The 26,978-nt window shown below is 69.1% G+C and carries 23 protein-coding genes; 19 read left to right on the top strand and 4 right to left on the bottom strand.

Annotated elements, in window-relative coordinates; all coding sequences use genetic code 11:
- Nucleotides 1-121 precede the first annotated feature (121 nt).
- Nucleotides 122-1,510 carry an MFS transporter gene (locus tag CFB35_RS24730; RefSeq protein ID WP_059584688.1) on the bottom strand — a complete coding sequence of 463 codons (1,389 nt, stop codon included), beginning with the start codon at nt 1,508-1,510 and terminating at the stop codon, nt 122-124.
- A gap of 381 nt (nt 1,511-1,891) precedes the next feature.
- Between CFB35_RS24730 and CFB35_RS24720 the strand changes: the two genes are divergently transcribed.
- Both CFB35_RS24720 and treA read left to right on the top strand, forming a co-directional pair.
- Nucleotides 1,892-2,521, top strand: coding sequence for a TetR/AcrR family transcriptional regulator (locus CFB35_RS24720; protein ID WP_089465687.1), 630 nt, complete (start codon nt 1,892-1,894; stop codon nt 2,519-2,521).
- Nucleotides 2,522-2,656: 135 nt separating this feature from the next.
- The gene (treA, locus tag CFB35_RS24715; protein WP_059584696.1) at nt 2,657-4,375 is read left to right on the top strand and encodes an alpha,alpha-trehalase TreA; all 1,719 of its coding nucleotides are present in this window, start codon (nt 2,657-2,659) and stop codon (nt 4,373-4,375) included.
- Between the two features lie 103 nt (nt 4,376-4,478).
- Here the strand turns inward: treA and CFB35_RS24710 are convergent, their stop codons facing one another.
- Together CFB35_RS24710 and CFB35_RS24705 are read right to left on the bottom strand one after the other, a co-directional pair.
- A complete protein-coding gene (locus CFB35_RS24710) occupies nt 4,479-5,966 on the bottom strand; it encodes a carbohydrate porin (RefSeq protein WP_089465686.1) in 1,488 nt (495 codons plus the stop codon).
- Between the two features lie 85 nt (nt 5,967-6,051).
- Nucleotides 6,052-6,318, bottom strand: a complete 267-nt coding sequence (locus tag CFB35_RS24705; protein ID WP_089465685.1) for a hypothetical protein — start codon at nt 6,316-6,318, stop codon at nt 6,052-6,054.
- A gap of 1,079 nt (nt 6,319-7,397) precedes the next feature.
- Between CFB35_RS24705 and CFB35_RS35085 the strand changes: the two genes are divergently transcribed.
- Nucleotides 7,398-7,535 (top strand): hypothetical protein, encoded by a 138-nt coding sequence (locus tag CFB35_RS35085; protein WP_179231785.1) that lies wholly within the window; start codon nt 7,398-7,400, stop codon nt 7,533-7,535.
- A 122-nt stretch (nt 7,536-7,657) separates the two neighbouring features.
- Complete coding sequence (locus CFB35_RS24700; RefSeq protein ID WP_059584701.1) at nt 7,658-9,304, top strand: NRAMP family divalent metal transporter; 1,647 nt, start codon at nt 7,658-7,660, stop codon at nt 9,302-9,304.
- A 114-nt stretch (nt 9,305-9,418) separates the two neighbouring features.
- Here the strand turns inward: CFB35_RS24700 and CFB35_RS24695 are convergent, their stop codons facing one another.
- Nucleotides 9,419-10,327, bottom strand: coding sequence for a LuxR family transcriptional regulator (locus CFB35_RS24695; protein WP_059585107.1), 909 nt, complete (start codon nt 10,325-10,327; stop codon nt 9,419-9,421).
- 283 nt (nt 10,328-10,610) lie between these two features.
- Between CFB35_RS24695 and CFB35_RS24690 the strand changes: the two genes are divergently transcribed.
- The 15 genes from CFB35_RS24690 (at nt 10,611) to asnB (ending at nt 26,930) form a co-directional block, all read left to right on the top strand.
- Complete coding sequence (locus CFB35_RS24690) at nt 10,611-11,444, top strand: autoinducer binding domain-containing protein (protein WP_059584702.1); 834 nt, start codon at nt 10,611-10,613, stop codon at nt 11,442-11,444.
- Nucleotides 11,445-11,694: 250 nt separating this feature from the next.
- Complete coding sequence (sctV, locus tag CFB35_RS24685; RefSeq protein ID WP_059584704.1) at nt 11,695-13,902, top strand: type III secretion system export apparatus subunit SctV; 2,208 nt, start codon at nt 11,695-11,697, stop codon at nt 13,900-13,902.
- A complete protein-coding gene (gene sctS, locus CFB35_RS24680) occupies nt 13,899-14,177 on the top strand; it encodes a type III secretion system export apparatus subunit SctS (RefSeq protein WP_006480854.1) in 279 nt (92 codons plus the stop codon). Before sctV ends, sctS begins: the two co-directional genes overlap by 4 nt.
- Entirely contained in the window at nt 14,177-16,216 is a 2,040-nt protein-coding gene (gene sctC / locus CFB35_RS24675) for a type III secretion system outer membrane ring subunit SctC (protein ID WP_059584706.1), read from the top strand. The genes sctS and sctC overlap by 1 nt, the downstream gene beginning before the upstream one ends.
- Nucleotides 16,197-17,546 (top strand): type III secretion system inner membrane ring subunit SctD, encoded by a 1,350-nt coding sequence (sctD, locus tag CFB35_RS24670; RefSeq protein WP_089465684.1) that lies wholly within the window; start codon nt 16,197-16,199, stop codon nt 17,544-17,546. The genes sctC and sctD overlap by 20 nt, the downstream gene beginning before the upstream one ends.
- A gap of 140 nt (nt 17,547-17,686) precedes the next feature.
- Complete coding sequence (locus tag CFB35_RS24665; protein ID WP_006480857.1) at nt 17,687-17,899, top strand: hypothetical protein; 213 nt, start codon at nt 17,687-17,689, stop codon at nt 17,897-17,899.
- Between the two features lie 124 nt (nt 17,900-18,023).
- Nucleotides 18,024-18,500 (top strand): hypothetical protein, encoded by a 477-nt coding sequence (locus CFB35_RS24660; protein WP_059585108.1) that lies wholly within the window; start codon nt 18,024-18,026, stop codon nt 18,498-18,500.
- A gap of 54 nt (nt 18,501-18,554) precedes the next feature.
- Entirely contained in the window at nt 18,555-19,439 is an 885-nt protein-coding gene (gene sctJ, locus CFB35_RS24655) for a type III secretion system inner membrane ring lipoprotein SctJ (RefSeq protein WP_059584709.1), read from the top strand.
- Nucleotides 19,436-20,182 (top strand): SctK family type III secretion system sorting platform protein, encoded by a 747-nt coding sequence (locus CFB35_RS24650; protein WP_089465683.1) that lies wholly within the window; start codon nt 19,436-19,438, stop codon nt 20,180-20,182. Before sctJ ends, CFB35_RS24650 begins: the two co-directional genes overlap by 4 nt.
- Nucleotides 20,164-20,793 (top strand): type III secretion system stator protein SctL, encoded by a 630-nt coding sequence (gene sctL / locus CFB35_RS24645; RefSeq protein ID WP_059639764.1) that lies wholly within the window; start codon nt 20,164-20,166, stop codon nt 20,791-20,793. Before CFB35_RS24650 ends, sctL begins: the two co-directional genes overlap by 19 nt.
- On the top strand, nt 20,790-22,166 hold the full coding sequence (gene sctN / locus CFB35_RS24640) for a type III secretion system ATPase SctN (protein WP_089465682.1): 1,377 nt from the start codon (nt 20,790-20,792) through the stop codon (nt 22,164-22,166). The genes sctL and sctN overlap by 4 nt, the downstream gene beginning before the upstream one ends.
- On the top strand, nt 22,159-22,845 hold the full coding sequence (locus CFB35_RS24635; protein WP_059584716.1) for a hypothetical protein: 687 nt from the start codon (nt 22,159-22,161) through the stop codon (nt 22,843-22,845). Before sctN ends, CFB35_RS24635 begins: the two co-directional genes overlap by 8 nt.
- Nucleotides 22,839-23,648 (top strand): type III secretion system export apparatus subunit SctT, encoded by an 810-nt coding sequence (gene sctT, locus CFB35_RS24630; RefSeq protein ID WP_059584718.1) that lies wholly within the window; start codon nt 22,839-22,841, stop codon nt 23,646-23,648. The genes CFB35_RS24635 and sctT overlap by 7 nt, the downstream gene beginning before the upstream one ends.
- Before the next feature lie 16 nt (nt 23,649-23,664).
- The gene (locus CFB35_RS24625) at nt 23,665-24,696 is read left to right on the top strand and encodes an EscU/YscU/HrcU family type III secretion system export apparatus switch protein (protein WP_060310650.1); all 1,032 of its coding nucleotides are present in this window, start codon (nt 23,665-23,667) and stop codon (nt 24,694-24,696) included.
- A 266-nt stretch (nt 24,697-24,962) separates the two neighbouring features.
- Nucleotides 24,963-26,930, top strand: coding sequence for an asparagine synthase (glutamine-hydrolyzing) (gene asnB / locus CFB35_RS24615; RefSeq protein ID WP_089465681.1), 1,968 nt, complete (start codon nt 24,963-24,965; stop codon nt 26,928-26,930).
- Nucleotides 26,931-26,978: the final 48 nt, after the last annotated feature.

Genomic DNA, 26,978 nt, shown 5'->3' with positions numbered 1-26,978 from the left:
GCGAGCGGTTTGTGTGTTTCGCGCGATTGAATAAATCGCGGAATTGGAAAATAAAAACGACGTAATACCCGGGCGATCGATTGTGGCAAAAACGCTTCGGCCGCAATCGACCGGCGACCGTTTACTGCCGCTTGCCGCGCGCGATTTCGTCGCCGGCGCCGGGCGGCAGCCGCCGCGTGATCGGAATCGACGCGAACGAGCACAGCCCGACCACCAGGAACGCGGGCCAGAAATCCGACCACACCATCGCCTGATGGCCCTGGAGCCAGTGCGACACGTGCAGCACGAGGCCGGCCACCGTGACGCCCAGGCCGAGCGACATCTGCTGCACGACGCTGCCGAGGCTCGTCGCGCGGCCGGCGTCGCGCGGCGAGATGTCCGCATAGATCATCGAATTCAGGCTCGTGAACTGCAGCGCGGGGAAGATGCCGCCGACGAGCACGATCAGCCAGATCGCCCAGGTCGCCATGCCGGGATGGAACACACCGTATGCGGCGATCGCGAGGCCCGCGAATGCCGCGTTGTAGATCAGCACCGTGCGAAAGCCGAAGCGGCGCAGCGTATGCGTGGCCGTCGAGCGGCTGACCGCGCCGCCGAGCGCGGACGCGCACGTGATGAGCCCCGAGTGGAACGCGCTCATGCCGAGCCCTTCCTGCAGCGCGAGCGGCAGCAGGAACGGCACCGCGCCGAGGCCGATGCGGAACAGCGACCCGCCGACGACGCTCGCGTGGTAGGTCGGGATCTTCAGGAAACCGAGGTCGAGCACGGGGCGCGTCTTGCGGCGCGCGTACGGCACATACAGCGCGAGCATCGCGGCGCCGGCCGCGCACATGATGATCGCGTTCGAGCGCGACGTGAGCGAGCCGTCGATCAGCGTGAGGCCCATCAGCAGCAGTGCGGCACCGCTGGCCGACAGCAGGAAGCCGAACCAGTCGAGCGGGCCCGGATCGGGTTCGTGCGTGTTCGCGATGTGCTTGCTCGCGAGGTAGATTCCGTAAAGGCCGATCGGCACGTTGATGAAGAAGATCATCCGCCAGTGCAGGTAGGTCGTGATGAAGCCGCCGACGAGCGGCCCGACCGTGGGCCCGAACAGCGCGGGAATCGCGAGGTAGTTCATCGCGCGCACGAGATCGGCGCGCGGCACCGCGCGGAAGATGATGATGCGGCCGACCGGGACCATCATCGCGCCGCCGACGCCCTGGATGAAGCGCGCGAACGTGAGCACGCCGAGGGAGTTGGACGCCGCGCACATCAGCGAGCCGACGACGAAGATGCCGATCGCGGTGCGGAACACGGAGCGGGCGCTGAAGCGGTCGGCGAGCCAGCCGCAGATCGGGATGAACACGCCGAGACCGACCACGTAGGCCGTGATCGCGATGTTCAGCGTGACGGGGTTGTGCCCGAAGTCCCTCGCCATCGCAGGCAGTGCGGTGACGATGATGTTCGCGTCGACGCTTTCCATGAACAACGCACAGGCAACGATGAGCGGTGCTAGAAAGACGGGCGACATGAGGAGGGCGCGCGGTAAAGACGCCATTATGCCCATAATGTGAGCGCTGCGTCACGTATGACAACAGTTGTTCCGCATGTTGCAACAGTCGTCTTTTCTGACGGGTGGCGTGGAAGGGATGACTGCGCACGCGCGAGCGGTGCGCTGCTTGCCCGGTGAACAAACCCGCATCGTCGCAGCGGGGCGCGCGCGCTTTCGATACCGGGCAGGATGTCGACGCGGTGATTTCCCAACCGCGTGTCGCACGGTAAATCGACCGCGCGCTTGCGCTTGAATGCGACGAGCGGCGCGTCGGCCGGCCATGTCGATTCCTTTTGACGGTGCGGCGGTGCGTTTCTAAAATATGAGCACTTGCTCATATTCAAAAGCCGCCTTCCCGCCATGTCCGAATCGTCCTCGCGCATCCCGCTTTTGCCCCGCAAGGCGCCGCGCCAGCGCCGCTCGATGGCCACCGTCGATGCGATCGTCGAGGCCGCCGCCCGCGTTCTGGAGCGCGACGGCTTCGATGGCTACACGACGAATGCCGTGGCCGCGCTGGCCGGCGTGAGCATCGGCTCCCTCTATCAATACTTCCCGAACCGCGATGCGCTGACGGCCGCGCTCGTCGAGCGCGAGAGCGCGCATCTGCTCGACGACGTCGACCGCGCGGCCGCGCGGTCGTCCTGCGACGACGTGCTGCGCGCGCTGGTGCGCGGGGCCGTCGCACACCAGATGCGCCGGCCGGTGCTCGCGCGGCTGATCGATTTCGAGGAGGCGCGGTTGCCGCTCGGCGCGCGCACCGAGCGCGTCGCGGACCGCATCCACGCGACCTTGCTGCATGCGCTCGGGCTGCGCGATGCGCCACGCGTCGCCGCGCCCGACGTGGTCGCGCACGATCTGCTCGCGATCGTGAAAGGCATCGTCGATGCGGCAGGCGCGCGCGGCGAGACCGATGCCGATGCGCTCGAAGTGCGCGCCTGGCGGGCGGTGCACGGTTATCTGCGGGAGTCGCGCGAATCGAAACTTGCTTGACACGCATGTTTCGTGCGACAGTCGGGCCCATTCACACCACAACATGACGCGTATCGATCGAAGGCCATCGAGACGAACGCGCGCGCGAACGAGACCTCGTGCCGATCCACCACCATCGAAAGGAGGGGACACGCCATGACGTCACGTCGTGCCGCACCGCTTGCATCTCGTTTCTCGTCGCGTCAGTCGCCGCCCGCGCCGCGTCTGCGCTGGGCCGCCGCGCTAGCCATCGCCTATCTCGCCGTCGCCGGCTGCGCCGCGCAGGCCGACAATGCGCATCAGGCCGCCGCGCAAGCGGCCAGCCAGTCGGCGTTGCCGGCCACCACCGCGGCCGCTTCCGCGCCCGCGTCGGGCACGCTGCTGCCGCCGCCGAGCCAGCTCTACGGCGACCTGTTCGTCGCGGTGCAGACCGCGCAGCTCTATCCCGACCAGAAGACCTTCGTCGACGCCACGCCCGACACCGATCCCGCGACGATCGTGCAGTTGTATCAGCAACAGAAATCGCAGCCGGGTTTCTCGCTGAAGGCGTTCGTCGACCAGCATTTCACACCGCCCGCGGCAGGCGGCGTGACGCCGCCGCCGAACCAGACGCTGCGCCAGCATATCGACTGGCTGTGGCCGCAGCTCACGCGCACGAGTGTCACGGCGCCCCCGTACAGTTCGCTGATTCCGATGCCGAAGCCGTACGTCGTGCCGGGCGGCCGCTTCCGTGAAGGCTACTACTGGGACACCTATTTCACGATGCTCGGGCTGCAGGTGTCGGGGCGCGAGGATCTCGTCGACGACATGCTCGACAACTTCGCCTACCTGATCGATACGGTCGGGCACATCCCGAACGGCAATCGCACCTATTATGCGAGCCGCTCGCAGCCGCCGTTCTTCGCGTACATGGTCACGCTCGCCGCGCAGGTCGAAGGCGACAAGGTCTACCAGAAATACCTGCCGGCGCTGCGCAAGGAGCATGCGTACTGGATGCAGGGCGAAACCACGACGCCGCGCGGGCAGGCCGCGCGCCACGTGGTCACGATGCCCGACGGCGCGGTGCTGAACCGCTACTGGGATGCGAGCGACACGCCGCGCGACGAATCGTATCTCCAGGACGTGACGACCGCGAAATCGGTGCCGTCCCGTCCGGCGAACGAGGTGTACCGCGACCTGCGCGCGGGCGCCGAAAGCGGCTGGGACTACAGCTCGCGCTGGTTCGGAGACGGCAAGACGCTCGCGACGATCCGCACGACCTCGATCGTGCCGGTCGACCTGAACAGCCTGATGTTCCATCTCGAGACGACCATCGTGAAGGGCTGCGCGCTCACGCGCGACATCGGCTGCGTGGCCGATTTCTCGGCGCGGGCTGGACGGCGTGCGGCCGCGATCAATCACTACCTGTGGAACCGCCGCGGCTATTACGGCGACTATGACTGGCAGTTGCGCAAGCCGCGCGACGGCGTGACGGCGGCCGCGCTGTATCCGCTGTTCGCGGGCGTTGCGTGGCCGGAGCGCGCGAAGGCGACCGCGCGCGAAGTGCGCAAGACGCTGCTGCAGCCGGGCGGCCTCGTGACGACGACCGAGCACACGGGCCAGCAATGGGATGCGCCGAACGGCTGGGCGCCGCTGCAGTGGATCGCGATCGACGGGCTGCGCCGTTACGGCGAACCGGCGCTCGCGAAGGACATCGGCACGCGTTTCCTGGCCGACGTGAAGCAGGTGTACGCGACCGAAGGCAAGCTCGTCGAGAAGTACGTGGTCGAAGGCACCGGCACGGGCGGCGGCGGAGGGGGCGAATATCCGTTGCAGGACGGCTTCGGCTGGACCAACGGCGTCACGCTGAAACTGCTGGGGCTGTACGGCGAATAGTGTGTAGCGCGCGGGAGGGGCCGCATGCCCGTACCGCAAGCCACCGCACGGGCCGGACCGTCGCGCAAGCGGCCGGCCGGCCCGGGTCTTCATGCGGCTCGCATCAGAACGTGATCGTCGTGCGCACGCCGACCACGGTTTCGTCGCCGATGCGCGCGCCGACCGCGTTCGGGTTCGGGATGCCGCCGCCCGGACGGAAGAAGTGCTGCAGATCGGCCTGCACCTGCCACCACGGCGCGACCTGATACTGGTAGGTCGCCTCGATCACGGTTTCCGCGCGGCGCACCGGATAGCCGGGCGTCGTGTACACGCCGGTATCGCCGTCGAGGCCGCGCGCATGCGAGCCGATCTTCGCGTAGCCGATCGCGATGCCGGCGACGTCGTTGTCGCGTCCGGCGAACGGCGCCTTCAGCGTCACGCCGGCATTGGCCGCGAAATCGACGACATTGCGGTCGCCGGGCGAGCCCATCACGCGCGCGAACACGCCGACCGAGCGCGGGCTGTCGGCCGACGGCCGCCACACCATTTGATCCGCGACCGCATAGAAGCCGTAGTTGCCGCGATGCGTGGCGGGCGTGCCGTTGCTCGCCGGATCGGCGAGCGACAGCCCGTCGGTGCCGTAGCGCGGATCGTTCGCGTGCTGCGAGTGATACCAGACGCCGAGCTTGTACGTGCCGGGCAGGCCGGCCGGCTGCGGCGCCTTCGGGTCGGCGGGCGGCGCGTTCAGCGCGTACTGCACTTCGCCGATCACGAATGCGCCGCTGCGCAGGTTGAAGTTGGTGCCGTGCGCGTTCAGCACCTGCGCGTCGCCGTCGGTGCGGCCGGCCGGGTTGCCGTCGAATACGCCGACCATCGCGGTCCACGCGTCGGCCGGCTTCACGCGCAGCCGCACGCCGAGCGACGACAGCGGATACGCGGGGCCGCCGGACGGCAGGTCGGTGGACGGCAGCACGGGCCAGCCGAACGTCGCGTTCATGAACGTCGCCGCGTTCTCGCTCACCATGAATTCCTGGTCGACGCTCTGCTGGCCGACTTTCACGTCGACCTTGCCGTCGAGCAGCGACTGCTGATACCAGAGCTCCCACAGGCGCGTGGTCGAATTGGCCTCGATGCCGGTCGCGGTCTGCAAGGTTTGCAGGTAGCGCTGCGACAGGTTGGTGCCGTGGATCTGCAGCCCCGACACGTTGAACGTGCCGCCCGGCAGGCCGATCGCCTTGCCGGTATCGACGTTGAAACCGAATTGCGTGAGCCCCTGGTACGCGCCGCCGCGGCCCGTGCCGCCGGACGCGTTGTACAGGTATTCGCTGGTTTCCTGAAGGCTCAGCGTGACGCCGTGTTCGTCGAGCACGTCGCGCAGGCCGCCCATGTTGCCGAGCAGATTCGAACGCTCCCACAAGCCGGTGGGCGCGGGGGCGGCGGCATCGGCGGCCTGTGGTTGCGCGGGCGCGGCGGCATCGTTCGTGCCGGCCGCCGGTTCGGCGGCGGGAGCCGAGGCTTGCGCGAATGCGGATGCGGTGGCGAGCGACAGCAGCAGCGCGGCGAGCGCGTCGAGGCGAAGCTTGCGCGGAACGGGAGCGAGCGGGTTCTTCATTTGGGTTGGCAGTTTGATCAGGTTGGCTGAAGAAACGGGAACGTGATGCGGGCCGCATGGCGAGACGGCCCGCATGGGGAAGGACTTACGGCAGCCAGCCGCCGACGCGCCACACCTGCGCGAAGCCGACGTGCGACGCGGCCGAGCACAGTAGCGCGACGAGCGCGACCGCGGCCGCCGTCGCGGCGATCAGCACGCAATCGAGCGGGCGGGGCGCCGCGGGGACGTGGGCGAGGGCCAGGCCACGCCAGCGGCCGAATGCCCGGGCGAGCGGCGAGAAGCCAGAAAACGAGCGGTCGCGCGCGACGTGCACGACGCGCTTGAACTTGAACGCGAACGATTGAAAGAACATGACGCTGCCTCCGTTCCGTCCGGCGAACGCCGGACGACGTGATCGAGCGCGGGTGCATGACGCGGCCTGCGATCGGAGGGTGGAACATGGCGAAGCGTGCGACTGACGAACCGGCGATGGCCGGCCCGGATGGAGGCGCGCTAACCCGACGAGTGCGAGCTAGCGGCGAAAGACATGCGTCTGGCTGCTATCTCGCGATGGCTTGGCCGGCCTGGACCGGCATCGAACTGCAACTAGAGCATGCGTCCACGGAGGGACTCCCGTAATGAATTGGGGCGGATTGTAGTCGCGACTTTTGCTGCGGCGCAAGTAAAAAACGCATGACGGTTGCGCTGCGTGGTGTGCGCGTCGCAGCGGCGCGCGGCGGCCACGTACCCGCGCCGCGAGCGTGACGAGGCAGCGCGGCGCAGGTCGGGCCGTTGCTCCCGCGCATCGGCGCATCGTTGCGTCGTGACGACGCTGAAAGGTTTCAGAACGTCAATTCAAGGGCAAATCTTTCAGCCGCGTCACGCGGGGAATTTATTTCGAAAAATGGGGTTTCAAGGGGTTGACTTCGCTTTCGCGCGATCCATAGAATCCGCCATCTTCACTCTTGGGGCCGCCGCCTTGGACGCCTGCAGTAGTCGATCTTCGAACGAAATTTCCGCCTGAGCGACCGACGTCCGCGCCTCATCGAAGCCGCCGTTTGTCTGCCAGGCAAACGGTGCGCGCAGCAGTATTCCGCAGCCACTCCCTACGTGCACCCAGATTCGCGCCGGTTAGCGTGATGCGTTCTCGCATGCGTTGCCCGGTTTCACCGCCGCCAGGCAGGCGGCCGCGTTCGCGCATCCGTTCTCCGGGCGCGCGAATGCCGGCCCGCCGGCCGGACGGCGGTCAACCGTGTTCCCCGGAACACCGCACAGGAGCCGCCATGAACGACAGTGACAGTTGTCCCTTATGCCCGTTGCATACGCAGACCCTTTCGATCCCGGGTCGCGGGGACAATCCGGCCGCCTAGCCTGACACGCCGTTCAGGCCCCGGACTGGCCCCGCGCCCATCACGCGGCCGGCACGCTGCCGTCGCCGCACGGAGCCAGACCATGAACTTCGGCCTTCTGCTGTCGAACCTTCCGCACGTTACGGAATCGCGCCAGCACTACGACGCGATGCTGACGCTCGACGCCCGTCCGCGGGTGTTCTCCCGTCTGCTGGACCAGCTCAGAGCATTGATCCACTGAAAATAAGCGCCGAGCGCGCCTCGGCATGCGCACGCGCGGCCGCCTTCGAGCGGCCGCCCCGTGCGCATTCCAAGGTCGCACGCTCATCGAATCGCATAACCCTTAGCCGTACGGAACACATCATGTCCACGCCCTCCAACGTCTCTCCACCGATCGCGGCCGAGCGCGGCGCCGTGCTCGACGAAGCCCATCTGGGCGACATCCGCGGTGCGCTCGGCACCATCTCGCACCACGATACCGGCGCGCGCGGCACGTGGTGGGCGCGCCTGCGCACGCTGCTCGCGATCATCGGCCCGGGGCTGATCGTGATGGTCGGCGACAACGACGCCGGCGCATTCGGCACCTATACGCAGGCCGGCCAGAACTATGGCACGACGCTGCTGTGGACGTTGCTGCTGCTCGTGCCCGTGCTGTACGTGAACCAGGAAATGGTGCTGCGCCTCGGCGCGGTCACGGGCGTCGGCCATGCGCGCCTGATCTTCGAACGCTTCGGCAAGTTCTGGGGCGCGTTCAGCGTGATCGACCTGTTCCTGCTCAACGCGCTGACCATCGTCACCGAGTTCATCGGCATCACCTTCGTGCTCGATTTCTTCGGATTGCCGAAGGTGGCCGGCGTATGCGTGGCCGCGGCGCTGACGATGGCTGCGGTGAGTACCGGCGATTTCCGGCGCTTCGAGCGGTTCGCGATCGGGCTGTGCGTGCTGAGCCTGCTGCTCGTGCCGGTGCTCGTGTCGATCCACCCGCCCGTCGCGCAGATGACGCGCGATTTCTTCGTGCCGAACTGGCCCGCGCACGCGAAGCTGTCGGACGTGATGCTGCTCGTGATCGGTATCGTCGGCACGACGGTCGCGCCATGGCAGTTGTTCTTCCAGCAAAGCTACGTGATCGACAAGCGCATCACGCCGCGCTTCATGAAATATGAAAAGGCCGACTTGTGGATCGGCATCGCGTTCGTGCTGGTCGGCGCGGTCGCGATGATCGGCTTCAGCTCGGCGCTGTTCGGCGGCCATCCGGAAGCCGGCAACTTCACCGACGCGGGCGGCGTCATCGCGGGCCTCGAGAAGTATGCGGGCCGCACGAGCGCGACGCTGTTCGCCGTCGCGCTGCTCGACGCGTGCATCATCGGCGCGGCGGCCGTGTCGCTGTCGACCGCGTACGCGATCGGCGACGTATTCAGGATCCGCCACTCGCTGCACCGCGGGGTGACCGACGCGAAGGGGTTCTATCTCGTCTATTTCGGCATCGTCGCGGCCGCGGCCGCGCTCGTGCTGATCCCGGGCAGCCCGCTCGGCCTGCTGACCGAAGCCGTGCAGACGCTGGCCGGCGTGCTGCTGCCGAGCGCGACGGTGTTCCTGCTGGTGCTGTGCAACGACCGCCAGGTGCTTGGGCCCTGGGTCAACTCGACGAAGCTCAACATATTTACGGGCGCGGTGATCTGGGTGCTGGTACTGCTGTCGATTATCCTGACCGCATCGGTGATGTATCCGGACATCAGCGGCGAGGCGATCGTCGACGTGCTGGTGGGCGGCACCGTGCTCGCGATCGCCGGCTATCTCGCGACGGTACTGATTCGCCGCAACAGGCGCGTCGTCGAGCCGGCCATCGATCGTTCGCTGCGCGACACGTGGCGCATGCCGCCGCTCGATACGCTCGAACCGCAGAACATGACGCTCGCGACGCGGATCTGGATGGCCGTGCTGCGCGGCTATCTGGTGATCGCGGTCGGCCTCGTGATCGTGAAGGTCGTGCAGATGACGCTGATGAAGTAACGGCGATCGTCCGCCAGCAAGCGGCGCCGCGCCGCCACCCGCACATGCCGGCCCGCGAGGCCGGCATGTGCGTTGACGCGTTCGTCGGCGCGAAACCGCACTGCGCCGCCGTCGTCAGATCAACTCGAGCTTCGACGTCAGATAGGTGAGCTGGATCCGGTTCGCGACGCCGAAGCGCTTGCGCAGCTTGCGCAGGTGATAGTCGACGTTGTGCGCGCTGGTGTCGAGACGCCGGCCGATTTCCTTGTCGGACGCGCCTTCGGCGATGCCGAGCAGCAGTTCCTGCTCGAACGGCGTGAGCCCGTTGACCGCGCGCTCGCGCGACGTCGAGATCAATTGCGGCGACGCGAACTTGTGTACCGACAGCCCGATCGACAGCGCCTGCTCGATCGTCGCCGGCGTGATCCATTCGCGCGTGCGGCGCGGCGCGGTGAAGCTCATGAACGCGTGCAGCCGCGTGCCGGGCACGGCCATCGAATACATGATGCCGCTGCACATCCCGTCGTCCTGCATCGTCTGCAGGAAGCCGTCGAGCGCGGCAGGGCTCACGCGCGGCGCGTCGTCGCGCTCGCGGTGCTCGCGGCGCAATTGCTGCAGATCCCACACGATCGGCATGTTGCACACGCGCGCGCCGAGCGTGCGCGGATCGACGTCGTGATGGTTGTGGCGCACGTAGTCGCCGCGATAGGTGGCCGGCGTGAACGCCTCGTGCAGGTAGAGACTTTCGACGCGCTCGCGCGTGAATTCGAGTGCGAAGTACGCGAACGTCGAGAAGCCTGTCAGATGCAGCAGGCTCGTGACGATCCGGTTGCGCTCGGCCGTGCTCTGCGCGTGCGCGAGCGTATCGGCCACGCCGAGCTTCGGCGCGTGCGGCTGCGCGACGTCGCCGCGCTTCACGTCGTCGCACCAGACGACCTGCACGGTGCGCTCGCGCAGCGCGTCCGCGCCTGCGTCCGATCCGCGCGACGCGCGCGGCAAGGTGGTTGGGGCGACCGCTTCTTCGTGCAATGCAATATCGGACATGAGCCATCCCTCGGAATCGACGCGCATCGCCTGGCGGCGGCCGTATCGTGTACGGCATTCGCGGCGGTGCGACCGAGCATCGTTGTGATCTGCGCCGACCGTCATCCCTGACGAAACGCGGGGGCATTGTACAAAAATGCCGGTGTGTGGGTAATATGCCGTAATACTAATGTCGGCGAAAGGTTCATGTTCGCGCGCATATAACGACGACCAGAAAATCATAAAGAAAAGACCAGATCGTGACGGGGCGCAGTTTCACATATTGGGAAAGGGCGGGCTCCTCATGACATATGCTGACGGCGCACCACGCGTCGAATGGTTCTCACAAGCCGATATAGCGGCCGCTGCCGCTTATTCGAACGAATATCACGCAGTCGAGCGCGACTTTTTTACCGGTATTCAAATAGCGCCCGGTAAAACCGACCTCGCGTCATTCGATTTCGCGCAATGCCATGCGCGATTGCGGCAAATCGGATTCAGTACGCTCGGTTACGGCGCCTACGAAATGATCGGGCGGCGCATTCTGCGCGCGCATCTGCTGCGCGACCTCGCGCCGGCGACGTTCATGCAGCCGTTCATCGAAGGGATGCTGTACGACAGCGACCCGCGCTTCGCGCAGGTGCGGCAGAGCGGCTTCCCGGTCGCGTGGCGGCTCGACGAGATCGAGGCGGCCGCGCACGGCAGCGGCGACCGCAAGGTGCTGGCGCTCGCCGGCCATCTGCGCGCGCATGCGATGAACAGCGGCGTGATCTTCAGCCTGTCGGCGCCGCGCCTCGACCTGCGCGTCGCGGTGAACCTGACGTCGGAAACGCACGGCACCGAATGGATCGACGATCGCGTGATCGGCGGCGCGCTGTCGGTCAGCCTTGCCGTGCATCGCGTCGCGCTGCCGTTCCTCGAGGCGCGCGTCGCGCGCATGCGCGGCTTCGCGCTCGCCGACGAGCAGCAGCAGGTGCTCGACCGGCTCGTGCACGGGCTGTCCGACCAGGAGATCGCGAGCGCGCTGCGCACGTCGCTGCACAAGGTCGGGCACCACATCCGCTCGCTGGAAAAGCTCTTCAACGTGCAGAACCGCGCGCAGCTCGCGTACCTCGCCGCGCGGCGGCTGCCGTCCTGACGTAAACCTGCCGGACACGCGCGCCGGCGCCCGCGGCGCGCGATGGAAGCGGTTCCGGCGGCGCGTGCCCGAGCGGGCCGCCGGGTTTCGTAGTCCGATTCGATCGTCTGAGGAAAACGCGCTTTCACGCTACGAGGCGCGCTTCTTTTTCCGCGGTTTCCCGTCGCTACACTCGTCCCATTCAACGGTCCGCGCAGCACGGGGAAGGGTTGCCCGTGCCAGCCGGCGATAACGACAGGACAACGGCACGATGGCTGAACCGAAGGCGCTCCCCCGCGACTGGCAGCGGTTGTTTTCCGCCGGCCGCGGCGTGTCCGGACGGCGCCTCGGAGGCGCCTCGCCGCGCGCCGACCTGTTTCTCGCGACCTTCATCGTCGCGGTCGTCGCGCTGTTCATCCTGCCGCTGCCGCAGGCCGCGCTCGACGGGATGATCTCGCTGAATCTCGCGGCGAGCGTCGTGCTGCTGACGGTGTCGACCTACGTGCCGTCGGCGGTCAGCTTCTCGTCGTTTCCCGCGCTGCTGCTGTTTACGACGCTGTTCCGGCTCGCGCTGAACATCGCGTCGTGCAAGCTGATCCTGCTGCATGCGAACGCCGGCCACGTGATCGACGCGTTCGGGCGGCTGGTGGTCGGCAACAACGTGGTGGTGGGCGGCGTCGTGTTCCTCGTGATCGCGGTCGTGCAGTTCATCGTGATCGCGAAAGGGTCGGAGCGGGTGGCCGAAGTCGGCGCGCGCTTCTCGCTCGATGCGATGCCGGGCAAGCAGATGAGCATCGATGCGGACTTGCGCGCGGGCATCATCAGCGCCGACGAGGCGCGCGAGCGCCGCGAGAAGCTCGAGCAGGAATCGCAGATGCACGGCGCGATGGACGGCGCGATGAAGTTCGTGAAGGGCGACGCGATCGCGGGCCTCGTGATCGCGTTCATCAACATCGTCGCGGGGATCGCGGTCGGCACGCTGATGCACGGGATGGACATCGGCGAGGCGCTGCAGCGTTACGCGATCCTGACGGTCGGCGACGGGATGGCGTCGCAGATTCCGTCGCTGCTGGTATCGATCGCGGCCGGCATCGTGACGACGCGCGTCGCGACGCGCGATGCGCGACAGCGCCAGCTCGGCGAACAGCTCGGCGAGCAACTGGGCGCGCACCCCCGCGCGCTGCTGATCGCGGCGTTCGTGCTGAGCTGCTTTCTGGTCGTGCCCGGCTTTCCGAAATGGTCGTTCGCGCTGATCGCGCTCGGCCTCGGCGCCTTCGCGTTCACGCAGTTGAAGCGCAAGACGTCCGCGCCGAGCTTCAACCTGATTCATGTCGCGGGGCGCGTCGGCGCGGCCGACGACGGCCAGCCGGCGAAGGTGTCGCACGCGGCCGGCGTCACGTCGCTGATCGCGGTGTCGCTGTCCGACGACTTGCGTACGGGCCTGAACCTCGCGCAATTGCAGGCGGCGCTGTCGAGCGCGAAGGCGCGCGTCGACGCGGACATCGGCACGGTGTTTCCGCGCATCACGCTGAACGACGACGAGGGCGCGCCGGCCGGCACGTACCGGATCTATCTGCAGGACGTGCTCGCCGCGCACGGCGCGCTGAAGCCGGGCTGGCTGCTGTGGGACGGCGTCGCGCCGCTGCCGGAGCGTGCGGAGCGCCAGCCGGCCGAGGCGTTCGGCCCGTTCGCCACCGCGCTGTGGATCAAGCCCGACGGCGCGGCGCCGGACGGCAAGTGGCTGTCGAGCGAAAGCGCGCTGGCCGCGCACGTCGAGCAGATCGTGCGCCAGCATGCGGACGAATTGCTCGGCATCCAGGAGACGCAGGCGCTCGTGCATCTGGTGCGTCGCGATCATCCGGAGCTCGTCGGCGAACTGACGCGGCTCGTGCCGCTGCAGCGCGTGACCGAAGTGCTGCGCCGGCTGCTCGCCGAACAGGTGCCGATCCGCAACCTGCGCGTGATCTTCGAGAGCCTGATCACGTGGGCGCCGAACGAGCCCGACGACGTGATCGCGCTGGTCGAACTCGTGCGCGTCGACCTGCGCCGGATGATCACCGATCGTCACGCGGGCACGGCGCGCCAGCTGCGGGTCGTGCTGTTCGAGCAGAACCTGCAGGAGCGGATCGAGCGCGCGGTGATGCGCACGAAACAGGGCAATTTCCTCGCGCTGTCGAGCGCGGTCAAGCAGGACATCGGCGAACAGGTGCGCGCGATCGTGCAGGCCGCGCAGGCGGCCGGCCCCGGCGGCCACGGCAACGCGTCGGGCGCCGCGCGGCTCGCGGTGATGGTCGCGCTCGGCGCGCGCCGCTACGTGAAGACGATCCTGCAGCCGGTGCTGCCCGACCTCGCGGTGCTGTCGTACCAGGAAGTCGAGGAGGACGTGCAGTTGCATACGGTCGGCTGGGTGAAGAACCCGCCGGACGACGGCACGGTCGGCGCGGGCGCCGACGTGCGCGCGCCGGGAGCCGTGCAATGACGAGCTCGACGATCCTCGACCTGACGCGCCAGGCGCTGATGCTCGTGCTGCTGCTGTCGCTGCCGATCGTGCTGATCGCGACCGTCACGGGCCTCGTCGTCGCGATCCTGCAAGCCGTCACGCAGGTGCAGGACGCCAATATCGGCATCGCGGTGCGGCTGATCGCCGTGATGGTCGCGCTCGTGCTGCTGTCGGGCTGGCTCGGCGGCGAAGTGCTGCGCTTCGCGCAGCAGGCGCTGGAACGCATGTTCGTTTCTTCAACAGGAGTCCTTTGATGCGTCGACGCGTCGCCTCGATCCGGTTTCAACCGCGCAGCCTGCAACGGGCCGCGCTTGCCGTGTGCGCGACCGCGCTGCTCACGGCGTCGCTGTGCATGGCGCCCGCGCAGCATGCGCGCGCGGCGGACCTGCGCTGGCGCAACAAGCCGTTCACGATCGTCGCGAACGGCAAGAAGATCGGCGACTTCATCCGCGAGCTCGCGTCGTCGCAGGGCGTGACGGCGGTGGTCGACCCGAAGGTCGACGGCGTGATCAGCGGCCGCTTTTCCGGCACGCCGCAGCAGACGCTCGACACGATCTGCTCGACCTACGGGCTCACGTGGTACTACGACGGCTCGTTCCTGTACGTCGATCCGGCCGACCAGTCGCAGACGCAGATGATCCCGATCCCGCCGAACGCATCCGGCGAAATCGGCCGTGCGCTGCAGGCGATGCAGATTCCGGACAAGCGCTACACGCTGGTGATCAACGACCGCTCGAACAGCGTGTACGTGGCCGGCCCGCGCCGCTATGTCGAACTCGTGCGGCAGGCGATCGGCTCGGTCGGCGATCCGTCGGCGAACGGCGCGCATGCGGACATCCGCGCGTTCCGGCTGAAATACGGCTGGGCGTCGGACTTCACGATCAACCGCTCGGGCAAGGAAGTGACGGTGCCGGGTGTCGCGACGATCCTGCGCCGGCTGTTCGGCAAGACCGGCGACACGGCCGCGGCGCCGGCGAGCACGCCGCTCGGCCAGGCCGCGCGACAGGTGAAGCTCGGCTCGGGGCTGACGATCGCGGTGCCGCGGCTCGACTTCCCCGACATCTCCGGCGGCCCGCGACAGGGCGGTTATGGCGGTACGGACGGCAGCATGGGCGGCGGCTTCTCGCCGTTCTCGACCGGCGGCGGCGACACGCTGCCGCAGATCGTCGCCGATCCGGCGATCAACGCGGTGATCGTGCGCGACCTGCCGGAGAACATGTATCGCTACCAGTCGCTGATCGGCCAGCTCGACGAGCGGCCGCGCATCGTCGAGATCAACGTGACGATCATCGACATCAACGAGGATTCGCTCGACAGCCTCGGGATCGACTGGCGCCTGCACACGACGCACGGCGACGTCCAGATCGGCAACGGCCAGAACCCGCTGAACGGCAACACGCAGTACAACGGCGTCGGCAACCCGCCGCTGACGTTCGGCATCGGCACGTCGGAAACCGGGCAGACGGGCGCGTTCATGCCGACCGGCATCGCGCTGACCGCGTCGATCGGCGGGTCGCTGCGCAACTACCTGCTCACGCGCGTGAACGCGCTCGCGCAGAAGGGTCAGGCCCAACTGCGATCGAAGCCGAAGGTGCTCGCGCTCGACAACACCGAGGCGATCCTCGAGAACCTCACGCAGTTCTACGTGCAGGTGCCCGGCTACCAGGATTCGTCGCTGTACAGCGTGACGACCGGCACCAGCATCAAGGTGACGCCGATGATCGTCGACGAGGCGATCCGCAACGCCGCGGCCGTGTCCGGCAGCCCGCAGAGCGTGATGATGTCGATCGACATCCAGGACGGCAACATCGTGCCGGGGCAGGCCGTGTCGAACGTGCCGGTGATCCAGCAGCGCAACATCGTCACCAAGACGATGATCGACGAAGGCAAGAGCCTCCTGATCGCCGGCTTCAACGACGACGAGGTGCGGCTGAACAAGAGCGGCGTGCCCTGGCTGTCCGACATCCCGCTGATCGGCAACCTGTTCAAGTACACCGACAAGTCGGGCAACCACATGGAGCGCTTCTATCTGCTGACGCCGCGCGTCGTGACGAACGCGTCGATGTATGCGCCGGACGGCTCGCCCGTGAACCCGGGCGTCGACGGTCCGGCGAACCCGGAGGGGATGTCGATGTATCGGCCGCCGGACAACGACGTCACGGTGCCGCTGACGCCGAAGCCGCTGCCCGGCACGAAGTTCGGTCCGCCCGCGTTGCCGCCGCCCGTGGGCGCGGCGTCGCAGCCGGCGGCGACGACCGCAGGAGTGGTCACGCATGTCGACGAGCATCATTGATCCGCACGGCGACGGCGCATTGCCCGGCGGCGCGGCAGGCGCGGGGGCCGGTTCGGCCGCGCTCGCGTCGCCGTGGAACCTGTGCTTCCTGAGCGGGCCGATGTACGGCCGCACGATGTCGCTCGCGCGCGGCGCGAACTGGGTCGGCACGGCGGCCGACTGCGAAGTGATCCTGCCCGATCGCGAGATCGGCGCGAAGCAGGTGTGCCTGCAGGTCGGCGCGCTCGCGGTGACCGTGCAGAACCACGGCGGCGACACCGGCGCGCCGGTGCTGTTCAACGACGAGCCGCTCGGCGCCGGCCGCCGCTCGCTGACGCCGAACGACGTCGTGACCGTCGGCTCGATCCGGCTCGGCATCGCACGGCATGCGCAGGCGAGCGTCGCGGTGCCCGACGAAACGGATGCGCCGGACGCCGCGCGGGAGGCCGCGTGGCTCGGCTGGCTCACGGGCGGGCTGCGGCGGCTGGGCAGCCGGCGGCTCGTGATCGCGCTGGTCGCGCTGTGGGTCGGCGTGCTGCTCGGCGCGCTCGGCTACAGCTTCGTCGCGTGGTCGGGGCGGCTGCCGTGGCAGCACGAATCGGTGCTCGCGCGCACGCACCGGCTGCAGCAACTGCTGCACGCGTATCCGGAGCTGGCGGTCGCGCCGCGCGACGACGGCGTGATCGTGTCGGGCTACGTGAGCGACCCGGCCGCGCGCGAGCGCGTCGCGCAGATCGTCGCAGGCGTCGACAACGCGGCGCTCGGCAACATCTACGTGGTCAGCGATCTGGTCGCGACCGCGCAGACCTATTTCAGCGACACGGCGCTGACGGTCACGTATCTCGGCCGCGGCCGGATCGAGCTGACGGGGGCGGCCGCGCGCGCGCAGATCGAGCCGCGCATCCGCAACTACATGAAGGATGCGCGCCCGGCGCTCGAGGTGGTCGATCACGTGCGCGATGCCGATGCGGCCGCGCCGCGCACGGCGACGACGCTCGGCGGCACGGCGGGCATTCCGGAGATCACGACCGTGTTCGCCGGCGATGGCGACCAGCGCTACATCGAGACGGTCGACGGCAGCCGCTATTTCGAAGGTGCGCGGATGAAGGAAGGCGCGACGGTCGTGTCGATCGGCCCGGACGAAGTGGTGTTCGCACGCAACGGCCAGCGCATCACGATGCCGCTCGGCGGCGCGCCGGCGAGCGCGCCCGAGCAGGCGAGCGCGCCGCCCGTGGCGCCGCTCGCGAGCGGCGCGGCGGCCGGCGTCGCGCGGCCGGTGCCAGGGCCGACGCTGCTGCCGGGCGAGCCGGCGGCCGGTGTCGGGGTATCGGCGAAGGAGGCGGCGCATTAGCGTCGCGACGAATCAGGCGCAGCGCGTTTCGCGATGCGCGCATCACGCGACACGCCGCATGCATGCGGCGCGTCACGTCGCCGGCGGGGCATGGGGCCGCCGCCGGAATGTGGAGTGTGGTTCACGTAAAGGAGCGAAGCATGGGTACCTCGGCAGCAGGTGGTGTGACGAACACGGGCGACGTGCAGAAGCAGGCCGACGACCTGACCAAGACGCAGCTCGAACTGACGAAGATCAATTTCCAGGTTCAGCAATCGACTGCGACGTTCGAAACCAGCAACGCAGTGACTGCGCAGGAGGGGACGGCGAACGCCCAGGTTGCGCAACACCTGAGTTCCGCCGGCCGCGCGTGACGCCGGTCGCCGGCCGTGCCGCGCGACGCCGCGTACCGGAGCCGCCCATGACGGGCGCCCGGCGTGGCGTGTGCGCGTGCCGGCCGGCCCGTTTCCGGCCCTGCCGGTCAAGGAGGACACGATCATGTCGGTAACAGGCGTAGGCGCGGCGCCGCCGGGCGCAGCCGCGCTCGCGGGCGCCGCGCAGCAAACGGGCGCGACGTCCGATCCGGCGCAGGTGCGCCAGTTCGATGCGCTGATGCAGCCGGGCGCGTCGCCGGCCGCTGCGCCGTCTTCGTCGGGCGTCGCGATGTCGCGCGCGCCGGCGGATGCGGCGCCGGCCGTGCGGATGACGCCCGCGCAGGCGAACCCGTCGTCGCTCGTCGAGCGGTTGCGCACGTACGGCAACGATCTCGATTCGCGGTACGCGAACATCGACAAGCATCGCACCGAGATGCTGACGTCGATGGCGGACAGCCGCAGCGATCCGCTGATGACGATGGTGAAGGCGATGGATTTCCAGTGGACGGCAACCACCACGATTTCGGAATACCAGTTGAGCCTGTCGGTTGCGCAGGCGGCGAACGGCTTCACGCATACGGTGCTGAAGACGCAGGAGTGAAAGCGCGTGCGGGCCGGACGATACGGCCTCATGCGCCCTGAACCGGACAAACGGATGACGACGATCGATTCGACGCCGCGCACGCATGCGTGGCGCAGCCGGGCGGCGCGCGCGCTGCTCGCGGGGCTGCTCGTGCTGTTGGCCGGGTGCCAGAAGGAGCTGTACTCGGGCCTGTCGGAGCGCGACGCGAACCAGATGATCGCGGTGCTCGGCGACGCGGGCATCAGCGCGTCGAAGGACAACGACGCGCGCGATACGTCGGACCGCAACGCGTGGCTCGTGAGCGTCGCGGACGGCGACATGCAGGCGGCGCTCACGGTGCTGCACGCGAACGGGCTGCCGAAGCCGAGCTATGCGAGCCTCGGCGAGCTGTTCCAGAAGCAGGGCCTTGTGTCGACGCCGGCCGAGGAGCGCGTGCGCTACCTGTACGGCGTGTCGCAGGACCTGTCGCGCACGCTGCAGGACATCGAGGGCGTGGTGGTCGCGCGCGTGCAGGTCGTGATTCCGGAGAACGATCCGCTCGCCGACAAGATCAAGCCGTCGTCGGCGGCGGTGTACATCCGCTACCGGCCGGGCGTCGACCTGCGCGCGATGGCGCCGATGGTCAAGGATCTGGTCGCGCACAGCATCGAAGGGCTGCAGTACGACAACGTGTCGCTGTTCCTGCAGCCGGCCGCGGCGCGCGCGACGCGCGTGGACGGGATCGGCGGCGCGGTGTCGGACATCCTGCGGCTGCGCTCGCCGCTCGGCTGGCTCGTGTTCGCGCTGATCCTGCTGACCTGCGCGGTGATCGCGCTGTCGGCCGCCCGGCGCGGGATGTTCGGCGCGCGACTCGCGGGCCTGCTCGGCGCGCCGCGCGGCGCGAACGGCGGCGGGGCGGCCGCGCAGCAGGCGGGCGGCGGGCTGCGTACGCCGGACGGCGCGCGCGACGGCGCATGAGCGATCCGCGCGCGCTGCCGCCGGGCGAAGCGGCCGGGTCCGACGCGGCGCGGCTGCCGTGGCTGCACCCGCTTGCGCCGCCGCCTGCCGCGCGTGCCGCCGCGTTTCATGCGCTCGTGTGCGACTTCAACCTGCGGCCCGATCGCTATCTGCACGTGACGCGCGTGCCGGCCGAGTGGCCCGCGCGCTACCGTTCGCCGGATGCGTTCGGCGCGGCGGGCCGCAAGCTGCTGGCCCGGCACCTGCTCGCGCTGAACGGCGTGGCCGACCGGCACGACTTCGACGTGGCGAATCCGTGCGCGCGGCTCGCGCTGCTGCCGGGCGCGGCGCTCGAGCAGCTGGCCGCGTATGCGGGGCTGCTGCTGCATCGCGCGTGGCTGCGCGACGCGCTGGCCGGGCGGCGCATCCGCGCGGAAGTGGCGGCGCGGCTCGGCGGCGATGCGCTCGAACTCGCGCTCGAACGCGCGCCGGAATTCAGCGCGCTCGCCGAAACGCTCGAACCGTGGCGCGCCGATCCCGCCGCGCTGCCGGTCGTGATCCGCGCGCGCGGCGGCCGGCTGCTCGCGGATTTCATCGGCGTGGCCGGCGACGCGGTCGCGCGGCGCGTGCGCCTGAAATTCAACCGCGCGATCGACGACGAAGCGCCGTACTGGCTGAACCGCGCGCAGCGCGATCAATTCGGCGAACTGATGTTCCTGTTTCTGATTCCCGAGAGGCTTGCGTCATGGGACTGGCTTTTCTGATCACGAGCGACAACCTGCAATTGCTGTCGGAGCGCAAGGTGCTCAAGGAGCGCGAATACGCGGCGCTGCTCGACGCGTCCGCGGTGATCGCGACCGCGCATGAAGAGGCCGCGCGCATCGTCGCCGACGCACAGCGCGAATTCGACAAGCGCCAGGCGGCCGGCTACGACGAAGGCATGCGCCGCGCGCAGCGCGAGCAGGCCGCGCAGGCGTACACGCAGGCGCTCGCGGCCACGCGCACGATGGAGACGATGAAGGATGCGATGGCCGAGATCGTCGTGAAGGCCGTGCGCGCGATCGTCGGCGAGATGAGCACGCAGAAGCTGTACGAGGCCGCGCTCGCGCGGATCGCGCCGCTCGTGCGCGACGAGGCGTTCCTGATCGTGCGCGTCGCGCCCGGGCGCACGGACGAGATGCGCGACGCGCTCGACGGCGCGTTCGCGGGGCAGTCGAATCGGCAGAAGATCCGCATCGTCGAGGACGCGCAGCTCGAACGCCACGCGTGCACGGTCGAGACGCCGTCCGGGCGCATCGACGCGAGCCTCGACCTGCAGATCGACGCGTTGCGCCAGGCGATCCGCCGCGACGCGCTGAAGGGCGCCGCGCGATGAACGGGCCGCTCGACGATCGGCAAACGTTCGGCGACGACGACGGCGCGCCGTTCGATCGCGGCCGCCTCGTCGGCGAACTCGACGCGGGGCTCGCGTTCTTCTCGCCGGTGTCGGTGCAGGGCCGCGTCAATCATGCGGTCGGGCAGATATTGAATGCGACGGGTATCCGCGCGCGGCTCGGCGAGATCTGCGAATTGCGCACGCCGAACCAGCCGACGCTGCTTGCCGAGGTGGTCGGCTTCTCGCGCCAGACGACGCTGCTCACGCCGCTCGGCGACGTGGCCGGGCTGTCGCCGGAGACGACCGTCGTGCCGTCCGGGCGCGAGCATGTGTTTCCGGTGGGCGAGGGGCTGTTCGGCCGCGTGCTCGACGGGCTCGGCCGGCCGCTCGACGATCGCGGGCCGGTGACGGGCGCCGCGTGGGTTTCGACGCAGCAGGACCCGCCGAACCCGCTCACGCGCAAGATGATCGACACGCCGTTTGCGACCGGCGTGCGCGTGATCGACGGCCTGATGACGCTCGGCGTCGGGCAGCGCGTGGGCATCTTCGCGCCTTCGGGCGTCGGCAAGAGCACGCTGCTCGGGATGATCGCGCGCGGCGCGCAGGCCGACGTGAACGTGATCGCACTCGTCGGCGAACGCGGCCGCGAGGTCCGCGAATTCATCGAGCACAGCCTGTCGCCCGAGGTGCGCGCGCGTTCGATCGTCGTCGTGTCGACGTCCGACCGCCCGGCGATGGAGCGCGTGAAATCCGCGCTGGTCGCGACCGCGATCGCCGAGCACTTCCGCGATGCGGGCAAGCGCGTGCTGTTGCTGGTCGATTCGCTGACGCGCTTCGCACGCGCGCAGCGCGAGGTCGGCCTCGCGAGCGGCGAGCCGCCGACGCGACGCAGCTTCCCGCCGTCGACGTTCGCGGTATTGCCGCGCCTGCTCGAACGCGCGGGGCAGGGCGCGCACGGGTCGATCACCGCGCTCTACACGGTGCTCGTCGAAGGCGACGAGGAATCGGATCCGATCGCCGAGGAAGTGCGCTCGATCCTCGACGGCCATATCGTGCTGTCGCGCAAGATCGCGCTCGCGAACCGCTATCCGGCGATCGACGTGCTCGCGAGCCTGTCGCGCGTGATGCCGCTCGTCGCGAGCCGTGCGCACCAGCATGCGGCCGCGCGCGTGCGCGAGCTGATCGCGAAGTACCAGGAGATCGAGCTGCTCGTGCAGATCGGCGAGTATCGCGAAGGCAGCGACCGGCTCGGCGATCTCGCGCTGCGCGCGCGCGACGCGATCGGCGCGTTCTGCGCGCAGGCGTCGGACGAGGACGTGCGCTTCGACGCGCTGCTCGCGAAGCTGACGAAGCTGGCGAACGATCATGTCTGAAGCCGACGACCGCCTCGTGCTCGCGACGCTCGCCCGCCTGAAGCGCGTACGCGAGATGCGCAGCCAGATCGCGCGCGTCGCGGCCGCGCGCCAGCAGGGCATCGCCGCGCAGAGCCGGCGGGCGCTCGCGGCCGCGCAGGCGCAGCTCGCGCAGCAGGTCGCCGCGAAGGCCGCGATCCAGACGCGGCTGGCCGACGACGTGCGTGAAGCGCGTGCATTGCAGGACGCGGCGGCCGATACGCGCACGTTCGACCGGCATATCGGCAACGCGAACGCGTCGGTGAGCGAGGCCGCGCACGTGCACCGCGGCCACGAAGCGACGCTCGCCGACCTGCAGCGCGCCGCGCGCAAGGCGAAGGCCGCCGAGGACAAGCTGGAGAAGGCCGGCGAGAAGGCGCTGCACGCGCGCGCCGCGCGGGTCGAGCGCGACGCCGACGACGTCGCGGACGGCTACGCGGTGCGGCGCTTCGCGACGGGCGGCACCTGGGTGGCCGGCGCGGGCGACGCGGCCGGTCATGCGTCCACGCCGCCGGCGGCCGCGGCCGCGTTCGATGCGGCCATGACCGAAACGGAGGCGGGCGCCGACATCGCCGCTGAAACCGTGCTGTCCGACGTGCCCGAGGTGCCTGACGCGGCCGACGATCCCGCCCCGCCCGCCGCCGCGGAGCGCCGATGCTAGACCAGGCCGCGGGTTTCAACGACGTCGCCGGCATGCTGCGGCCGCTGCTCTACGTGATGCCGCGCCTGTTGCCGATCATGCTGGTCGTGCCGGTATTCAACGAGCAGATCATCACGGGCCTCGTGCGCAACGGAATCGCGGTCGTGATCGCCGCGTTCGTCGCGCCGGCGATCGATGCCGCGCAGGTGGCCGCGCTGCCGTTCCTGATGTGGTGCCTGCTGGTCGCGAAGGAGGCGATGGTCGGCATGCTGCTCGCCGGCGCGTTCAGCGCGGTGCTGTTCGCGATCCAGGGCGTCGGCTACCTGATCGACTTCCAGACCGGCAGCGGCAGCGCCGCGTTCTTCGATCCGATGGGCGGGCACGAGGGTGGACCGACCTCTGGATTCCTGAATTTCGTCGCGATCGCGCTGTTCGTCACGGCGGGCGGGCTGCAGGTGCTCGTGCAACTGTTCGCGCAGTCGTACGCATGGTGGCCGATCGGCTCGCTCGGCCCCGATTTCTCGTCGATGCTGCAGACCTTCATCGTGCGGCAGACCGACACGATCTTCGAATGGATGGTGAAGCTCGCCGCGCCGGTCACGATCGTGCTGGTGCTCGTCGAGCTCGGCATCGGCCTGGTCGGGCGCGCGGTGCCGCAGCTCAACGTCTTCGTGTTCTCGCAGCCGCTGAAAAGCGCGCTCGCGATGCTGATGATGATCCTGTTCCTGCCGGTGGTGTACGCGTCGCTGCACGCGCTGCTGAGCCCCGACAGCGGGCTGGTGGCGCTGCTGCGCGCGCTGTTCGCCGCGCACGGCGGCGGCTGAGCGCGCGGGAGCCGCGATGGCCGAAAAGGACCAGAAGCCGACCGCGAAGCGCCTGCGCGAGGCGCGCGAGAAAGGCGACGTGCCGAAGAGCGCGGAAACGGTGTCGTCGGCGTTCTTCGTCGGCGTGTGCGTGGCGCTCGCGGTGGGCATCGGTTCGCTGTTCGCGCGCTTGCAGGCGCTGTTCCGGCTCGTGTTCGACGCGGTCGGCGCGGCCGACCCCGCCGCGCGGCTCGCGGTGCTGATCGACGGCGCCGCGCGCGACTGGGCCACGCAGTCCGCGCAGATCGTCGCGGCCGGGCTGCTGGCGGGGCTGCTCGCGGGCTTCGTGCAGGTGGGCGGCGTGATGGCGTGGAGCCGCCTCGTGCCGCAACTGTCGCGGCTCAACCCGGCCGAGGGGATGAAGAACCTGTGGTCGCTGCGCAACCTCGTCAACCTCGCGAAGATGCTGCTGAAGACGGCGCTGCTCGTCGCGACGCTCGGCTGGCTGATCGTCGAATCGCTCGATCCGTCCGTGCAGTCGGGCTTCACGCGGCCGGTCTCGATCCTCGCGCTGATCGTGAAGCTGCTGATGCTGCTGTTCGGCTGGGCCGCGCTGATCTATATCGTGATGGCGCTGATCGACATCGTGCACCAGCGGCACGAGTTCAACCAGAAAATGAAGATGTCGATCGACGAAGTGCGGCGCGAGCACAAGGAGGACGAAGGCGATCCGCACATCCAGGCGAAGCGCCGCCAGCTCGCGCGCGAAGTGCAGTTCGCGTCGCTGCCCGACCGGATCGGCTATGCGTCGGTGGTCGTCTATTCGCCGCGCGTCGCGGTCGCGCTCTATTACGGCGGGATGGGCTCGCTGCCGTGGGTGCTCGCGCGCGGCGAGGGCGACGCGGCCGAGCGGATCGTGCGGCTGGCCCGCGACGCGCTGCGCCCGACGCTCGCGAACGTCGGGCTCGCGCAGGCGCTGTACGAGACGACGCCCGAGAACGGCACGATCCAGCCGCAGCATTTCCGCGAGGTCGCGCAGTTGCTGAAATGGGCGACCGGCGCCGCGTGACGTGGCGTGGCGGCGTCGCATCGGCATGCGGCCCCCTTTTTTTGTCCGCCACGTTTGCCGGCCCACTCATCCGATTCGATATGGCCCCGTTGCGCGGCCATCCGCATGCGGCACTTGACGTCCATTTTTTTCCGGACGCCGCCGACATTCACTGGTGAATTATTGCTGATTTATTTCTTCGTAATATGGCTCGACCGTCACGCCCGACGGCGGCCGCGAGGTCGTGCCGTCCGTGACGGAACAGGTCAACAGGGGCGGACAAATCAATGTGCGGAATCGACGGCTTTCTGAATAGCGTCGCCTTCGATGAGGAGACAGCGCGCGGCACGCTCGCGCGAATGACGGCGAGCCTTGCGCACCGCGGGCCCGACGGACAGGGGATCTGGGTCGATCCGGAGGCCGGCATCGCGCTCGGCCACCGGCGGCTCGCGATCGTGGACCTGTCGGTGCACGGCCGGCAGCCGATGGCTTCCGCGTGCGGCCGCTACGTTCTCGTCTTCAACGGCGAAATCTACAACCATCGCGAACTGCGCGCCGAGCTCGAGCGCGCGGGGCGCGCACCGGCGTGGCGCGGCCACTCCGACAGCGAGGTGCTGATCGCGGCGATCGTCGCGTGGGGCGTCGAGGCCGCGTTGCGCCGGGCGACCGGCATGTTCGCGTTCGCGCTGTGGAACCGCGCGTCGCGGGTGCTGACGCTCGCGCGCGACCGGATCGGCGAAAAGCCGCTCTACTACGGGCGGATCGGCGACGCGCTCGTGTTCGCGTCCGAGCTGAAGGCGCTGCGCGGCTATCCGGGCTTCGACGGCGCGATCGATCGCGACGCGCTGTGCCTGTACCTGCGCCAGTCGAGCGTGCCCGCGCCTTACACGATCTATCGCGGCATCCGCAAGCTGCCGCCCGGCACGTACGTCCAGTTCGAACATGCGCGCGACACGCCGCGCCTGCGCACCTACTGGGCGCTCGAACAGGCGATCGAGGCGGGCCGCGCGCAGCCGTTCGAGGGCAGCGCCGACGAAGCCGTCGACCAGCTCGACACGGTCCTGCGCCAGGCCGTCGCGCGGCAGATGGAAGCCGACGTGCCGCTCGGCGCGTTCCTGTCGGGCGGCATCGATTCGTCGACGATCGTCGCGTTGATGCAGGCGCAATCGGCGACGCCGGTCGACACGTTTACGATCGGCTTTCACGAGGCCGGCTACGACGAGGCCGGTTACGCGAAGGCGGTCGCGCGCCATCTCGGCACGCGCCATACCGAGCTTTACGTGACCGCCGACCATGCGCTCGGCGTCGTGCCGAAGCTGCCGTCGATCTACGACGAGCCGTTCTCCGACGCGTCGCAGATCCCGACCTTTCTCGTCTCCGAACTGACGCGCCGGCACGTGAAGGTGAGCCTGTCCGGCGACGGCGGCGACGAATTGTTCGGCGGCTACACGCGCTATTTCCTGACGCCGCGCCTGTGGCGCAAGCTGCATCGCGTGCCGGCCGCCGTGCGCGCGCGGATCGCCGCCGCGCTGCACGCGTTGCGGCCCGATCACGCGGACCAGCTCGCGGCCGTCGCGCAGGGCGCGTGGGGCGGCGTGGAGGCGCGCGAATCGTCGTCGCGCATCGGCGATCGGCTGCACAAGCTCGGCCATGTGATGACGGCCGAGAGCCGCATCGGGCTGTACCGGCTGCTGATGTCGTCGGTGCATCATCCGGAGCGCATCGCGCTGTCGGGGCAGGAGCCGCCGACGCCGCTCGACACGGTGTCCGCGTGGCCCGCGCACCTGAGCTTCGCCGAGCAGGCGATGGCGATCGACACGCTCACGTACCTGCCGACCGACATCCTCGCGAAGGTCGATCGCGCGGCGATGGCCGTGAGCCTCGAGACGCGCATGCCGTTCCTCGATCATCACGTCGTCGAATTCGCGTGGCGCGTGCCGGCGTCGGTGCGCTTGCCCGAAGGGCAGTCGAAGGCGCTGCTGCGCCGGCTGCTCGACCGCTACGTGCCGGCCGCGCTGATCGACCGGCCGAAGCAGGGCTTCTGCGCGCCGGTCGACCACTGGCTGCGCGGCGCGCTGTGCGACTGGGCCGACGCGCTGCTGCGGCCGTCGCGCTTGCGCGAGGAAGGCTTCTTCGATGCGGCGGCGGTCGAGCGGCTGTGGCGCCAGCACCAGACGGGCCGGATGAACTGGCAGCATCAGTTGTGGACGGTGCTGATGTTCCAGGCGTGGCTGGAACATCAGCGGGCGGCGTGATGTCGCGTGATGCGGGGTGCCGCGCGCGACCGGCGCGCGCGACGCCAC

This window comes from Burkholderia sp. AU16482 (genome assembly GCF_002223285.1).
Taxonomy (GTDB): domain Bacteria; phylum Pseudomonadota; class Gammaproteobacteria; order Burkholderiales; family Burkholderiaceae; genus Burkholderia; species Burkholderia semiarida.
Note: the sequence above shows the minus strand (reverse complement) of the source record. Positions and strands in the feature narration are given on the sequence as shown.